This window comes from Mesorhizobium sp. WSM4310, assembly GCF_007003935.1.
In the GTDB taxonomy this organism is placed as follows: domain Bacteria; phylum Pseudomonadota; class Alphaproteobacteria; order Rhizobiales; family Rhizobiaceae; genus Mesorhizobium.
Genome location: NZ_VFTA01000032.1, coordinates 21,649 through 36,216, shown reverse-complemented (window position 1 = coordinate 36,216; position 14,568 = coordinate 21,649). Strand labels below are relative to the sequence as shown.

The 14,568-nt window shown below is 63.3% G+C and carries 15 protein-coding genes; 3 read left to right on the top strand and 12 right to left on the bottom strand.

The annotated features are described in order from the left end of the window. Positions 1–14: 14 nt before the first annotated feature. From FJV80_RS27160 to FJV80_RS27140, 5 genes are read right to left on the bottom strand one after another with little or no spacing between them, the layout of a single operon-like run. Positions 15–404: a hypothetical protein gene (locus FJV80_RS27160; RefSeq protein ID WP_142877898.1), complete on the bottom strand. Its 390-nt coding sequence runs from the start codon at positions 402–404 to the stop codon at positions 15–17. A 40-nt stretch (positions 405–444) separates the two neighbouring features. After that, on the bottom strand, positions 445–1,437 hold the full coding sequence (locus tag FJV80_RS27155) for a hydroxyacid dehydrogenase (RefSeq protein ID WP_185975275.1): 993 nt from the start codon (positions 1,435–1,437) through the stop codon (positions 445–447). A gap of 2 nt (positions 1,438–1,439) precedes the next feature. Then, positions 1,440–2,159: a FadR/GntR family transcriptional regulator gene (locus FJV80_RS27150; protein ID WP_142877897.1), complete on the bottom strand. Its 720-nt coding sequence runs from the start codon at positions 2,157–2,159 to the stop codon at positions 1,440–1,442. Between the two features lie 2 nt (positions 2,160–2,161). After that, positions 2,162–3,331: a mandelate racemase/muconate lactonizing enzyme family protein gene (locus tag FJV80_RS27145; protein ID WP_142877896.1), complete on the bottom strand. Its 1,170-nt coding sequence runs from the start codon at positions 3,329–3,331 to the stop codon at positions 2,162–2,164. Between the two features lie 60 nt (positions 3,332–3,391). After that, entirely contained in the window at positions 3,392–4,279 is an 888-nt protein-coding gene (locus tag FJV80_RS27140; RefSeq protein ID WP_010911615.1) for a sugar phosphate isomerase/epimerase, read from the bottom strand. 401 nt (positions 4,280–4,680) lie between these two features. On the opposite strand from FJV80_RS27140, the gene FJV80_RS27135 reads away from it, so the two are divergent. From FJV80_RS27135 to FJV80_RS27125, 3 genes are read left to right on the top strand one after another with little or no spacing between them, the layout of a single operon-like run. After that, a complete protein-coding gene (locus FJV80_RS27135; protein WP_095772715.1) occupies positions 4,681–5,736 on the top strand; it encodes a sugar phosphate isomerase/epimerase in 1,056 nt (351 codons plus the stop codon). A 50-nt stretch (positions 5,737–5,786) separates the two neighbouring features. Continuing rightward, entirely contained in the window at positions 5,787–6,974 is a 1,188-nt protein-coding gene (locus FJV80_RS27130) for a Gfo/Idh/MocA family oxidoreductase (protein ID WP_095772412.1), read from the top strand. Positions 6,975–7,016: 42 nt separating this feature from the next. Next, positions 7,017–7,868, top strand: coding sequence for a sugar phosphate isomerase/epimerase (locus tag FJV80_RS27125; protein WP_142877895.1), 852 nt, complete (start codon positions 7,017–7,019; stop codon positions 7,866–7,868). A 47-nt stretch (positions 7,869–7,915) separates the two neighbouring features. Here FJV80_RS27125 and phnE (FJV80_RS27120) read toward each other — a convergent pair whose 3' ends face one another. From phnE (FJV80_RS27120) to phnL, 7 genes are all read right to left on the bottom strand, one after another. Next, positions 7,916–9,283: a phosphonate ABC transporter, permease protein PhnE gene (gene phnE / locus FJV80_RS27120; RefSeq protein ID WP_095772414.1), complete on the bottom strand. Its 1,368-nt coding sequence runs from the start codon at positions 9,281–9,283 to the stop codon at positions 7,916–7,918. A gap of 3 nt (positions 9,284–9,286) precedes the next feature. Further along, entirely contained in the window at positions 9,287–10,258 is a 972-nt protein-coding gene (gene phnE / locus FJV80_RS27115; protein ID WP_142877894.1) for a phosphonate ABC transporter, permease protein PhnE, read from the bottom strand. A 53-nt stretch (positions 10,259–10,311) separates the two neighbouring features. Beyond that, positions 10,312–11,220 carry a phosphonate ABC transporter substrate-binding protein gene (gene phnD / locus FJV80_RS27110; protein WP_142877893.1) on the bottom strand — a complete coding sequence of 303 codons (909 nt, stop codon included), beginning with the start codon at positions 11,218–11,220 and terminating at the stop codon, positions 10,312–10,314. Between the two features lie 148 nt (positions 11,221–11,368). Beyond that, positions 11,369–12,226, bottom strand: a complete 858-nt coding sequence (phnC, locus tag FJV80_RS27105) for a phosphonate ABC transporter ATP-binding protein (protein WP_142877892.1) — start codon at positions 12,224–12,226, stop codon at positions 11,369–11,371. A gap of 225 nt (positions 12,227–12,451) precedes the next feature. Continuing rightward, complete coding sequence (locus FJV80_RS27100; RefSeq protein ID WP_095772418.1) at positions 12,452–13,162, bottom strand: DUF1868 domain-containing protein; 711 nt, start codon at positions 13,160–13,162, stop codon at positions 12,452–12,454. A gap of 84 nt (positions 13,163–13,246) precedes the next feature. Next, positions 13,247–13,864 (bottom strand): DapH/DapD/GlmU-related protein, encoded by a 618-nt coding sequence (locus FJV80_RS27095; RefSeq protein WP_095772419.1) that lies wholly within the window; start codon positions 13,862–13,864, stop codon positions 13,247–13,249. Beyond that, on the bottom strand, positions 13,861–14,568 hold the full coding sequence (gene phnL, locus FJV80_RS27090; protein WP_095772420.1) for a phosphonate C-P lyase system protein PhnL: 708 nt from the start codon (positions 14,566–14,568) through the stop codon (positions 13,861–13,863). Before phnL ends, FJV80_RS27095 begins: the two co-directional genes overlap by 4 nt.

The window sequence follows — 14,568 nt, the reverse complement described above, 5'->3', positions numbered from 1 at the left end:
ATCTCAGTTGCGGATCAGTGCGATGAACAATGCTTGCGTTCGCTGTCCTTGGCGGTGCGTACGATGCGTGTCGCGACCAGCCAAGACAGGCTGTAATCCTTGCCGGTGATGGTCTGGGTGCGGTGCTGGATCGAACCCCTGACGACGATTTTCCCGTTGTAAAGCACGTCGGACTGATCCGTTATCGCCTTGTCGGCCTGCGGCAATCCGCTGGCGTCGATCGACACACCCTTGATGATCTTGCCGGTGGCAAGGTCGAGAGCGCTGTTCGACGGGCAGGGCGCCTTGAAGCAGCGCAACCCATTGTCGCAATAGACATAGCTGCTCTGGGCGGCGGCGAACGCCGGCAGGGCGCCGATGGGCGAGGCTGCGGCAATCAGGAATGCGAGGCGAAGACCGGACATGGCCGCACCGTCGCGGAGAATTGGGGCGAAACAGCGATTGCTATAGGTCGAGCGGAAAACGCCGCCGATAGTGATCGGCCGCTTCCGGATTGCGCAGATTGAACGGCAGCTTGCCGTCCAGCACCAGCAACGCTTCGCCCGCCGCGCCGATGCCCATGCGCATCATCGATTCCTCGGTAATGCCTGCCATATGCGGGGTGATGATGACGTTGTCGAAGCCGAAATAGGGATGATTTGAGGGCAGCGGCTGCGTCGAAAACACGTCGAGTGCCGCACCGCCGATGCGGCGCTCCCGCAGGGCCTCGATCAGGGCGTCGTCATCGACGACCGGCCCACGCGAAACGTTGATCAAAAGCGCATTGGGTTTCATGCGGGCCATGCGCTCGCGGCTGATCAGGCCACGCGTCTCCGGCGTCAGCGGGCAGCAGAGCACGATGATGTCGCTTTGCTCGACCAGCGCGTCGATCGACAGGAAGCCGACTTTCTCGGGCGCCGGCTGCATGCTGCGCGTCGTTGCCACCACCTTGAGGTCGAAACCGTGCGCAGCGATATGGCCGACGGCCTGGCCGACGGCGCCGAGGCCGACAATGCCGATGGTCTTGCCGGCGAGTTCGATGTTGGCGTTGGCATGCTCGCGGCCGGCGAGCCAGCCCTTGGCGCGCAGGTCGCGGTCGACCCTGCGGAATTGCCGCAGCAGCGCAAGTGCGGCGAACATGACGTGTTCCGCGACCGAACGGGCATTGACCGCCGGCACATTGGCCACCAGCACGCCGGCGGCGGTCGCCGCCTCCATAGGGATCATGTCGAGCCCGGCGCCATGGCGGATGGCTGCCCTCAGCTTCCAGGCGCCCTCGAACAGCGCCGGTGGCAGCGGCGCGCGCACGATGACGATGTCGGCGTCCTTGGCCTCCCGGGTCAAGGTGGCGGGATCGAGCGCCGATGCGATGACGAGCTGGCCGGCGCCGGCGAGCCTGGCCGAGGCGCGCGGGTGCAGCGGATGGGTCGACAGGATCTTCGGCACGGTCTGGGCCATTCTCAGGCCTTTTCGAGCGCCGGGCTCGCGGGCGCAGCCGCCATGCCGCCCTCGATCAGGCCCTTCCAGTAGCTCTCCGCCCCTTGCAGGTGGGCGCTCATCAGCGCCTGGGCGAGATTGCCGTCGCGGCGCAGCAGCGCCTCGTAGATTTGCACATGCTCGGCATGCGAACGCACGCTTCGTTCGGGGTCATTGAAGTAGATCGGCAGGCGCTGTTCGCCCATCAGATAGTAGACGCTGCAGATGTTGTGGAAGACGCTGTTCTTGGTGGCGCGCACGATCTCGAGGTGGAATTCGCGGTCCTCCTTGGCCAGACCTTCGCCGGCGGCGATGCGTTCCTCGGAAGCCTTGAGGATCTCGCGCAGCCGCTCGAAATTCTCCTCGGTGGCGCGCGAGCAGGCAAGCTCGGCGGCCTTGATCTCGTGGATCTTGCGCAACTCGACCGTCTCGTAAATCTGCAAGGGATCGAGCGGCAGGCCTGCGCGCGCGAACAGCGCCAGCGCCTCGACGCTCGCCTGCTTGGTGTCGATGTAGATGCCGGATTTGGCGCGCCGCTCGACGATGCGCATGGCTTCGAGGATGGCCAGCGCCTCGCGGATCTGGCCGCGGCTGACGGCGAAATGCTCCGCCAGTTCACGTTCGGATGGGGTGCGGCCGCTCTCCTTGTCCGAGTGGGAGAACAGATAGGCTGCGAGTTCCGCGAGAAGGTTCTTTTCTTTCATCGTCAATTGCGTTGCGCGTGCGCCTCCAGGAATCGCTCAGAAACGGTGAATCCCAATCCGGGCTTTTCCGGGATCGCTATCATACCGTCCTGTGCTTCGACAGTCTCTTCGATCAGATCGTGGATCATCGGGTTGGCGCCGAGCGAATATTCGACGGTAAAACTCGACGGCGAGGCGGCGCAGACATGCAGCCCGGCGAAGAAACAGGGCGCGCCGGCCCACAGATGCGGCGCAAAGCGCAGATTGAAGGCGCTGGCGATGGTGCCGATCTTCATCGCCTCGCTGATGCCGCCGCAAAAGGCGGGATCGGGCTGGAAGATGTCGGCGGCCTTGAGCACGGCAAGGTCGCGGAAGGCATAGCGCGTCGCCTCGCTTTCGCCAGTGGCGATCGGCACGGCGCCGGAGGCACGCACTTCCGCCATGCCCGGCTTGTCGTCGGCGATCACCGGTTCCTCGAACCAGGCGAGGTCGAGGTCGTTGACGAGGTGGATGAAGCGCTTGGCCTCCGCCACCGTATAGGTGCCGTGGGCGTCGACCATCAGCTCGACATCGGGGCCGAGCGCCTGGCGCGCGGCGCGGACGCGGGCCGCCGAGACGTGGGCGGCGCCATCCATGGCGCCGACCCGCATCTTCAGCGCCTTGAAGCCGCCCCGGGCGATGTAGGATTTCAACTGTTCACCGATGGCATCGGCGGACGCCCAGCCGCCCGAGGCATAGGCCTGCATGCGGTCGATCTTGCGGCCGCCGAGCAGCCGCCAGACCGGCTGGCCGAGCGACTTGCCGAGGATATCCCAAAGCGCGATGTCGACGGCGCTGATGGCGGCGATGCTCATGCCGCGCCGCGCCAGTTGCGGCATGGCGTGGCCGGCGCGGGCGGCACTGTCGTGGCGCACGCCGTTGTAGAGCATTTCCCAGATGATGCCGATGTCGGCCGGATCGCGGCCGATCAGCTGCGGCCCGACCTCCTGGTTCAGCATATGGACGAGGGCGCCGTAGCTGCCGGCGCTGCCGGCTGCGTTCTTGCCTTCGCCCCAGCCGACCAGTCCGTCATCGGTTTCGATGCGCAGGATGGCGGCGTCGAAGGTCGTCACCTGGCCGAAGTCGCTGCGGTGCTGCCGAGCGGCTTCGATCGGGATGCGGACCCACCAGGCTTGGACGGTCTTGATGCGCATGTCTTTCCCCAGCCCCGCCGCCGGTCAGGGCGAAAGGGCAAATTTCCCAACAGTCGTCGACTACTTGATCAGCGGCAGCAGCGTTTCGGCGGTGATGCGCATCTGGTCGGTGTAGAATTTCTCGGTCAGCACGCTGGAGCCGTGGTCCTGGATGAACTTCAGCTGCTCAGGCGAGATATCGACCGGGTGGCGCTCGACCATTTCGGGATAGGGTGCCGCCGGCGTGCGGTCGACCGGGGCGACGAATTCATTGGTCAGCGCGCCGTCGTAGCCGACTTCCTTCAAGGTGGCAACGATCTTCGGCCAATCGATCTGGCCGAGGCCGGCTGCGAAGCGGTTGTTGTCGGCGACATGGAAGTCGAACAAGCGCTTTCCGACCTTACGGATGGCGTCGTAGACGTTAAATTCCTCCATATGGATGTGGTAGGCGTCGAGGCATACGCCGCATTCGGGGCTGACCGCGTCGGCTAGCGCCAGTGCCTGGGCGCCGCGATTGAACAGGTAGGTCTCGAAGCGGTTGAGCGGCTCGACGGCGATCTTGACGCCGACCTTCTTGGCATGGGTGAAGCATTCGCGGGTCGCGTCGACCACCCATTTCCATTCCTCTTCCTCGGTGCCGTCCGGCACGACCTTGCCGACCGTCGCGGGGACGAGCGTGATGATCTCGCCATCGAGCTCGCTGACCATGGTCAGCACGTCCTTGACGTACTGCACGGAGCGCTCGCGCTGGCCCTGGTTCTTGGCGGCAAGGTTGCGTTCGCCCAGCATCAAGGTCACCGCGCCCCAGCAGCGAATGCCATGCTCCTTCAACAGCGCCCGCGTCTCCTTGGTCTTGTATTGCTCGGGCTCGCCGGAAATCTCGATCGACTCATAGCCGAACTTCTTGATGCGCTTGAGCGTCGTCTCCAATGGTTCCGCCCGCATCCAGTTGTGCGTCGAAAGATGCATGGTCTGTCCTTCCCAAATTCGTCCATATCGTTTGCCTTCGGCATGCGTCGCCGAAAGACGGCGCAAGGGTTCCTCCCCAAGGCATCCCCAGCCTTTTCCTGCAAACTGGTTCGACCAATTGGGCCTTAAGCGAGGTCTACAGCAAATTGCCTGGAACGGCAAGAAGCGTGGAGGCGCAACTCGCCGCGTGAATTATTACATTGATTATATTGTGATATATGCCAATGCTTCGGGCATCCGATTGGCTCGGCCGATGCATTGTCAGGCTTGACCAAATTCCCCTATTTGGTAATACCAGAATGGCAGTGCCTGCAAAGCGCCCGATGCAAAAAGACCAAAATGGCTGGCCCTGCTTCCAATCGGCGCTATGCTTGGTCGCGACACAATGAGGGAGGATGCCGATGCCGACGACAATGAAGGGCCCCGGACTGTTTCTGGCGCAGTTCGCGGGTGACGCAGCGCCGTTCAATTCGCTGGCCGCGATCACCAAATGGGCCGCCGGTCTCGGCTATAAGGGCGTGCAGATCCCGACCTGGGACGCGCGCCTGTTCGACCTCGAGAAAGCGGCGTCTTCCAAGGCCTATTGCGACGAGGTGAAGGGTATTTGCGCCGATGCCGGCGTCGAGATCACCGAATTGTCGACGCATCTGCAGGGACAGTTGGTGGCGGTGCATCCTGCCTATGACGCGCAGTTCGACGGCTTCGCGCCGGCTTCGGTCCACAACAATCCCAAGGCGCGGCAGAAATGGGCGGTCGAACAGATGAAGTTCGGCGCCAAAGCCTCGAAGAATCTCGGCCTCAAGGCTTCGGTGTCCTTCTCCGGCGCGCTGGCCTTTCCCTACCTCTACCCCTGGCCGCAGCGGCCGGCCGGTCTGATCGAGGAGGCCTTCGCCGAACTCGGCAAGCGCTGGAAGCCGATCCTCGACGTCTATGAGGACAATGGCGTCGATGTCGGCTACGAAATCCATCCCGGCGAGGACGTGTTCGACGGTGCCACCTTCGAGATGTTCCTCGACGCGGTCGGTGGCCACAAGCGCTGCAACATCAACTACGACCCGTCGCACTTCCTGCTGCAGCAGCTCGACTATCTCGAATTCATCGACATCTACCACGAGCGCATAAAGGCCTTCCACGTCAAGGACGCCGAGTTCAACCCGACCGGCCGGCAAGGCGTCTATTCCGGCTATCAGAGCTGGACCAACCGCGCAGGACGCTTCCGCTCGCTCGGCGACGGGCAGGTGGATTTCGGAGGCATCTTCTCCAAGCTGACGCAGTACAATTATGATTCCTGGGCGGTGCTGGAATGGGAGTGCTGCCTGAAGCACCCCGAGGACGGAGCGGCCGAAGGGGCGCCTTTCATCCAGCACCACATCATCCGCGTGACGGAGAAGGCATTCGACGACTTCGCCGGTGGCGCGACGGACAAGAAAGTGCTGCGCGCGATGATGGGAATTTGAAGCGACTTGCTCCCCCCGCGAGGGGGCATCCAAGACACGAGGGAGAAAACATGGTCGGCGCATCGAAATCGGAAACGGGAGGCGGCCCGATCCGCTATGGTATGATCGGCGGCGGGCAAGGCGCCTTCATCGGCGCGGTGCACCGCATCGCGGCGCGCCTGGACAATGAGTTCGTGCTGGTGGCTGGTGCGCTGTCGGCGAACCCCGAGCGCGCCAAGGCTTCGGCCGCCGAACTCGGGCTCGATCCGGACCGCAGCTACGCTTCCTATGCCGAGATGGCCAAGGCCGAGGCCAAGCGCCCCGACGGCATCGAGGCGGTGGCCATCGTCACGCCCAACAATGTCCATGTGCCGGCGGCCAAGGCCTTCCTCGAGGCCGGCATCCACGTGATCTGCGACAAGCCGCTGGCGACGACACTGGCCGAGGCGAAAAAGCTCGCCGCGGTGGTCGAAAAGACCGGCAAGGTGTTCGTGCTTACCCACAACTACACCGCCTATCCAATGGTGCGGCAGGCACGCGAAATGGTGGCCAAGGGTATCCTTGGCGACATCCGCATCGTGCAGTCGGAATATCCGCAGGACTGGCTGACTGAGGATCTCGCCGCCACCGGCCAGAAGCAGGCCTCATGGCGCGGCGATCCCAAGCAGGCGGGCGCCGGCGGCGCGCTGGGCGACATCGGCACCCATGCCTACAATCTCGCCCGCTTCGTCTCCGGGCTGGAGCTGGATTCGCTGTCGGCCGATCTCGATGCGTTCGTGCCGGGGCGGCTGCTCGACGACAATGTCAACGTCATGCTGCGCTTCAAGTCCACCGGCAAGACGCATCCGGCCAAGGGCATGATTTGGGCCAGCCAGGTGGCGCCGGGCCACGAGAACGGGCTGAAGCTGCGCATCTATGGCTCGAAGGGCGGGCTGGAATGGGTGCAGGCCGATCCGAACTACCTCTGGTACACGCCGTTCGGCCAGCCCAAGCAGTTGATCACCCGCAACGGCGCCGGCGCGCTGCCGGTGGCGGGCCGTGTGAGCCGCGTACCGTCAGGCCATCCCGAGGGCTACCTCGAAGGCTTCGCCAATATCTATCAGGAGGCTGCACGCGCCATCCGCGCGGCGCGCAAGAAGGGTGGCAAGCCGGCCAAGGACGTCGTCTTCCCGACCATCCAGGATGGCGTCGAAGGCATGGCCTTCATCGAGGCCTGCGTGAAATCGTCGAAGAAGAATGGGGCGTGGACGAAGCTCTAAAACAAGAATGATCCGGGGGGATCGAACGGGGGAGGGCTGTCGATGAAAATCGGCATGTGCATGTTCTTGTGGACGACCAGCGTCTCGAAAAAACACGAGCCGCTGCTTCGCGACATCAAGGCGACAGGCTTCGACGGTGTCGAGATACCGATTTTCGCCGGTACGCCTGACGACTACAAAAAGCTCGGCGACCTGCTCGATCGCATCGGGCTGGAGCGCACCGCGGTCTCGGCGATGGGCGATCCGGCAATGAACCTGATTTCGCCGGATGCGGCAACGCGCAAGGCCGGTATCGCTTACATGAAATGGGCTGTTGATTGCGCCGACGCGCTCGGCGCCAGGACGCTCAGCGGACCGCTGCACTCGACGCTCGGCGCCTTTTCCGGCAGGGGGCCGACACCCGCCGAGAAGAACCGTTCCATCGCCTCGCAGCGCGCCATCGGCGACCATGCCGGCACGCGGAACGTGACCATCGGGCTGGAGGCGCTGAACCGTTTCGAATGTTATCTTTTCAACACGATGGCGGACCTGTCGGAGCACATCGATGCTGTCGGCCGACCGCACATCAAGGCGATGTACGACACCTTTCATGCCAATATCGAGGAGGCCGACCCGATCGGCGCCTATACGAAGCATCGCAGGAATGTCGTGCACATCCACATATCGGAGAACGATCGCGGCGTGCCGGGGCGCGGTAACATCCCGTGGAAAGAGACGTTCGCGGCGATCCGCAAGAGCGGCTATGACGACTGGCTGACGATCGAGGCCTTCGGGCGGTCGTTGAAGGATCTGGCGGCGGCGACAAAGGTGTGGCGCGATTTTTCCGAAACGCCGGAAGCAGTTTATCGCGAGGGCTATAGGCATATCAGGAATGGGTGGAGGAAAGCCGCTTAGAACCACCGAGGCGCTTTGAGCCGCTGTCGATCCTGGAGCCGAGGGCATCACCCCTGCTCGGCCTGAAGTCTGTTGTAGTCGTGAATCGTCCGGCTCAGCCGGCGGCGCAGGAAGTTCGAGATGTTGTCGAAGATGAAGACGACCAGCAGGATCAGCAGCACCATGTAGAAGACGTTGGCCCAGTTGGAGTTGGTGCGCATTGCTTCCCACAATTTAAGGCCGATGCCGCCGGCGCCGACGGCGCCGATGATGGTGGCACCGCGGGTGTTGGACTCCCACTGGTAGAGCGTCTGGCTGATGAAGACCGGGATGACTTCCGGCATCACGCCGTAGCGCTGCACCAGAAGGCCGTTGGCGCCGGTCGACAACACACCTTCGCGCGGCTTGTCGTCGATGTTCTCAAGCGCCTCGGAGTAGGTTTTGCCGAGCGTGCCGATCTCGGTGAAGAAGATCGCGGCACTGCCCGCAAGCGGGCCGGGGCCGAACGCACGGGTGAAGAACAGTGCCCAGATCAGCATGTCGACTGAGCGCATGAAGTCGAAGAAGCGTTTCAGGACCTGGCTGAGCACGCCGCTCGGCGTGATGTTGCGGGCGGCGAAGAAGGCGAGCGGGAAGGCGACGATGCCGCCAAGCAGCGTGCCCAGGAACGCCATGACGATGGTCTGCAGCAGCTTCGTCCAAACGTCGCCATGCTGCCACTGGGCGTTATTCCAGATGTTGTCGCCTGCCAGCGCCAGGTTCGACGTGCCCTGCTTCAGTTCAGGCCCGGACACGATCAGCGAGATCACCTCTCCCGCTGATTTGCCGAAGAAGGGCGAGCGCGTATCGAAGACGAAATTCGCCCAGCCGAGGAAGCGCTTGCGCACCTTGACGCGGTCGACGGTGACGCGCACCTCGCCGACGAAGCCCATCTTGGCAACCACCTCGTCGTCGTGCGCGGTGATCCAGTCCGGCACCGGGCCTGATATCACCGGCTTGCCGCTTGTCAGTGAAACCGGCACGGTCTGGCCGTTGGCCACGATCGTTGCCTGCGCCTTGTCGAAGGTGACGGATTTCGCCGGACCATCGATCAGCACGGTGAAGGTGCCGTCTCGATTCCTGATCACCCAGTCGGGGTTGGGGTTCTCGCCAAGCGCGGAAAAGCGCGGGTATTTTGGAGTGATCTCAGGCTGGTCGAGGCGGAATTCCGGTTGCAGGTCGTAGCTGATCCATTGTGTCAGGAACAGCGGCAGACGTTCCCAGTGCGATTCCCGCAGCACTTGCGGCAGGCTGAAGAACCACAGGACATAGACGAGATAGGTCAGGATGCCGATGAACAGGAACAGCGGAGCGAAGCGTTTGTACAGCGGCCGCCGGAACACTTGCGGATATCGCTCCTCGATCGACAATATCTCCTCGGCGGTCATTGTCGCCATGGTTTATGCGCCCATCATAAAGGCCTGTTCGCCGACCAGCTTGCGGCGTAGCCAGGCGGAGAACTGGTCGATGATGAAGATGGTCGTGAACAAGAGCAGCACCAGCGCCAGCGTCTTGGCGCCGAAGCCGCGAGAGATGGAGAGCTTCAATTCCTCGCCGATGCCGCCGCCGCCGACGGCGCCAATGATGGTCGAGGCGCGGACATTGATCTCGACGCGCAGCAGCGTGTAGGACATGAAATTGGGCAGCACCTGCGGCAGGTCGGCGAAGCGCACGCGCTCGAACCAGTTGGCGCCGACCGCGCGCAGGCCCTCCTCGGCGCGCATGTCGATGTTTTCGTTGATCTCATAGAACAGCTTGCCGAGCGCGCCGATCGAATGCAGGCCGATGGCGATGATGGCGGCGATCGGGCCAATGGAGACGATGGCCGCGAACAGGCCGGCAATGACGATCTCAGGGAACGCGCGCAGCAGCTCCATGAAGCGCTTGACGATCAGCCGCAGGGCCGGATGAGGTGTTAGATTGCGCGCCGCGATGAAGGAAAACGGCACCGCGAAGACAAAGCCGATGAAGGTCGAGACCAGCGCCACGTTCACCGTGGTCAGCATCAGCTCGAAATATTCGGGAATGTAGAATCCGCCCCAGACATAAATCCGGCCGAGCGGGAAATTGTATTCCTGGGTGCCGGTGTCATGCGGCGAGGCAATGTCGAACAGTGCCCGCCAGACGTCGTTCCAGTCCTTGGGGACCAGCCAGCTCAGGAAATCCAGAATATGCGGCAGCCTGTCGAAGAAGTGCCCGGCATTTGCTTCGTCGGCGAACCACATGCTGGCGAACATCGCGGCCAGCAGCAGGCCGACGCCGAGCACTGTATAGAACCGGCGCAGCGACGTCTGGCGTCGCCAGGCATCGGCCATCTGCTGGGGCGCGCCAGAAGGGGTTGTCAAAGAAGGGGCTGTCACGGAAAGGGTCATGATCGGAGATGCAAAAAGGGCGGTGTTTGACACCGCCCTTTTCGATTTCGCCGTTAGCCGCCGATGGCTGCCTTGCGGGCTTCGACGATGACGTTGTAGAAGTCCGGCTTGACCGGAACGTAGCCGGTGAAATCGCCACCTTCGACGCCCTCGAAGCAAGCCTTGTCCTTCTTCGGCAGTTCGGTGAAGAAGGCGGCGAGCTTGGCGGTCATCTCCTCGCCGAGCGCGGTGCGCACGACCAGCGGGCCGTTCGGGATCAGGCCCGAGCGCCAGACTTCGACGAAGTCGTTCGGGTCGACGGCGCCCTTGGCGACGACCTTGTGGAAGGTGCCGGAGGTGAAGCCGTTCTTGAAGTCGCCGATGCCGGAGGAATCATCGACCGCGACATCGACCTTGCCGTCGCGCACGGCCAGGATGTTGTTCTCATGGCCGCCGTTGAACTGGGTCGAAGCGAAGAAGGTTTCGTTCGAGGCGCCGGTTTCCTTCGGAATCTGGGTCAGCGGGATCAGGTAGCCCGAGGTGGAGTCCGGATCGGCGTAGCCGAGCTTCTTGCCCTTGGCCGACTTGATGTCGGTGATGCCCGAGGTCTTCAGAGCCAGGCCGATCGAATGATAGCCGGTGGAACCGTCGGTCTGCTTGGTGGTGAGGATCGGGGTCACCGCCTTCGGGTCCTTGAGATAGACGCTGGCGTAGCCGGATGCGCCGAGTTCGGCGAAGTCGAGCGTGCCGCCGAGCAGGCCCTGGATGACGCCGTCATAGTCGGCGGCAGGAAACAGCGAGACCTTCTCGAAGCCGAATTCGGCCTTCAGATGATCGGCCAGGCACTGGGAGTTGCGCAGCCGGTCGGTCTCGTTTTCACCGCCCAGAATGCCGACGCGGAATTCCTTCATGTCGGCGGCGTGGGCCATGCTGGTTGCCATGGCGAGCACCGAAACGGCGCTGAAAACCATCTTCCTGAACATTTGATGTCTCTCCTGTAAGTTCCGGCCCCGCGCCGGCAGCGTTCTTGATCTTGACAAGTGCCCTTGACGCGGGCGGACGATCCCAACCGCCCTTTCTCGGCCCATGATCTTTCCCGAAAACCGGATTCCACTTTTCGGGATCATGGGCTCAGTAACCCGGGAATGCGGGTTCGAGCGGTCCGGCGGATGCTGCGATCTTCTGCTTGAAGGCAACGCTGGTGGAGGTGATGGCCTCCGATATCTCTGCGCCATTGCTGTCGGCGCCATAGACGACGCGCACGGCCTCACGGTTGAGCTCTTCCGGCGGGCCGTCGAAGACGACCTTGCCGGCGGCCATGCCGATAATGCGGTTGCAATAGGCGCGGGCGGTGTCGAGCGTGTGCAGGTTGGTGACGACGGTGATGCCCTCGCGCAGATTGATGTCCTGCAGCGAATCCATCACCACCTTGGCGTTGAGCGGGTCGAGCGAGGCGATCGGCTCGTCGGCGAGGATCACTTTGGGCTGCTGCATCATGGCGCGGGCGATGGCGACACGCTGCTGCTGTCCGCCAGACAAGGTGCCGGCGGGCTGAAGCGCGGTGCGGGCTATGTCGAGCCGCTCGAGCGCAGCGACCGCCTCGGCGCATTCGGCACGCGAGAATATGCCGAGAAGGTTGGACAGGGTCGAACGGTGGTTCAATTTGCCGAGTAGGACGTTGGTCAGCACGTCGAGGCGCGGCACCAGGTTGAACTGCTGGAAGATCATGGCGCAATCGCGCTGCCAGCGCCGCAGCGGCGAGCCGTGCAGCCGGGAGACCTCGGCGCCGTCAAAAAAAATCGACCCCTGGCTGGGGTCGACAAGACGGTTGATCATGCGAAGAAGGGTCGATTTGCCGGCGCCCGAACGGCCGATGACGCCAACCATCTGACCTTGCGGGATCGAGATATTGACGTCGCTGACGGCTGTGTTCTTGCCAAATCGTCGGCTGACGCCGCGGATTTCGAGCGTGGCAGAGCTTGCTGACATGAGCAGGTTCCAGTCCCGACCTTGTTGATCGTCAGGCACTCGCCTAACGCAGCCACATGAACCTGCCATGTCGCCAGCATGTCAGTTTTGTTACGCTCCACAGGCGCGACGGCCGAAGCGCGTCGCTGAAACGAATTCATGCGACGCGCTCCAGGTATTTGGCTTTATGCATGTCGTTCTCCCGGGGCCACTTTCGGGCGACATGCATTGGCGCCTTGTCGGCGATCAGCCGAGCACCAGCAATTCCTCGAAGTGCTTCATGTCGCGGAAGGCGCAGAAGGCGGGCGCCTTGATCTCGATTGTCGGAGCCTGCCTTGCGAAAAGCGCCAGGCAATCGTCGAACAGAGCCTGCCACGCGGCGGCGCGATCGGAGGCGAGGCGCTGGATCTGATAGGCAAAGGTGATGTGGAAGACGTAGGCGTCATGATCGGGGTGCCGATAGCCGAACGGCACCGCCAGCGCATCGCGCCATTGACGCATGATGCGCACGTCCTCGTCGGTCGCGCCGGCTACGGTGAGACCGGTGGGCACGATTTCGATCACCTTGATGTTGAAAGGACCGAAGCCCTCGAAGCCCTTAAGGCGCTCCAGATAGAGGCGGGTCATGGCGTCAATGCTGGTGTCGAGCGGTACGTCCTGCGGCCAGTAAGGCAAGCGGCGACGATATTCGATGATGCCCTGGAACAGCGTCATATGCAGGCTGGAAATGGGCGTGAAGGCGAGCCGGTCGGCGTCGGGCATCGCCAGCATCTTCTCGCGCACCGCAAGCACCACGGCTTCGGACGGCGAGCCGCTGACGAGATGGCTGACAACGGTGTTGCCGGGCTCGGTCAGAAAATTGCCCGAGGTGTCGTAGCGCGTGCCGAGATGCGCCGGCGGGGTCGGGTTGGAGCCGGCAAAGAATCCGGCGAGCGAGGGTCTGACGGTGTCGAGCATGGCAATCTCCTTGGGAGATGGCGTCCTGTCCGAGTCCTGTGTCAGGGATATGAACAAGCCCCTTAATGACGATGATGTGAGGAGCTATCCCTCGTATTTCTCCAGGAAGGCCTCCGCCGACAGTTCGCGAAAATCATCGAGCGAAGCGCGCAGCCGCACGTGGTCCCAGTCCCACCAGGCAAGCGCCTGGTAGCGTTCGGCGGTGCGGCGGTCGAAGCGCTCGCGGATCGGCTTGGCCGGCACGCCGGCGACGATGGTGTAGGGCGCGACATCCTTCGAGACAACCGCCCCGGCGCCAACCGCCGCGCCATCGCCGACGGTGACGCCCGGCAGGACGGTCGAACCATGACCGAGCCAGGTGTCGTGACCAATGGTGACGCGCTTGGCGCGGCGCTGGGCGAAGAACTCGCTCTCATGCTCGGCGTCGTCCCAATAGTCCGAGGCGCGGTAGGTGAAGTGATGCAGCGTCGGCCGCCAGGTCGGGTGGTTGGTGGCGTTGAGGCGCACGCTTGCCGCGATATTGGCGAACTTGCCGATCGTCGCGCACCAGACAGAGCAATCCTGCATCATGTAGGAATAGTCGCCGAGTTCGCTTTCCGAAACCCGGCTGCGGTCGGCGATCTCGGTCCAGCGGCCAAGCGTCGAATTGTGCACCTCCGCCGTCGGATGGACCAGCGGCGTCTCCGACAATTTCCTGGTCATGCGGCGAGTTTTCCTGGAGCAAAAACGGTGACGTCGATGATGCGGTCGGCAACGGCCTCGCGCACATCATGATCGTGGAAGATACCGAGCAGGGCGACGCCCGCCGCCTTCTTGGCGGCGATGAGTTCGATCACCACGTCGCGGTTGGTGGCATCGAGCGAGGCGGTCGGCTCGTCGAGCAGCAGGATAGGATGCTCGGTGATGAAGCCGCGCGCGATGTTGACGCGCTGCTGCTCGCCGCCGGAGAAGGTCGCCGGCGGCAGCGCCCAGAGCTTTTCCGGCAAATTGAGCTGCGCCAGCAAGGCGCGCGCCTTGCCTCTGGCGGCCTCGCGGTCCTCGCCGCGCTCGACCAGCGGCTCGGCGACGACATCGAGCGCCGAGACGCGCGGCACGGTGCGCAGGAACTGGCTGACATAGCCGATCGTTTGCCGGCGAACGGCAAGCACGGTGCGTGGGCTGGCGTTGGCAAGATCGATCAGTCCGCCCTCGTGGCTGACGATGATCTGCCCCTCGTCGACGGCATAGTTGCCGTAGAGCATCTTCAGGATGGAGCTCTTGCCGGCCCCGGACGGGCCGCCGAGCACGGTGCATTCGCCCGCCTTGATCGAGAACGAGACACCGGCGATAACGGGCAGTTTGATGCCGTCGCGCAGATGCATGGTGAAGCTTTTTGCGACGTCGGAAACAACGAGCGGGGTTGGCAT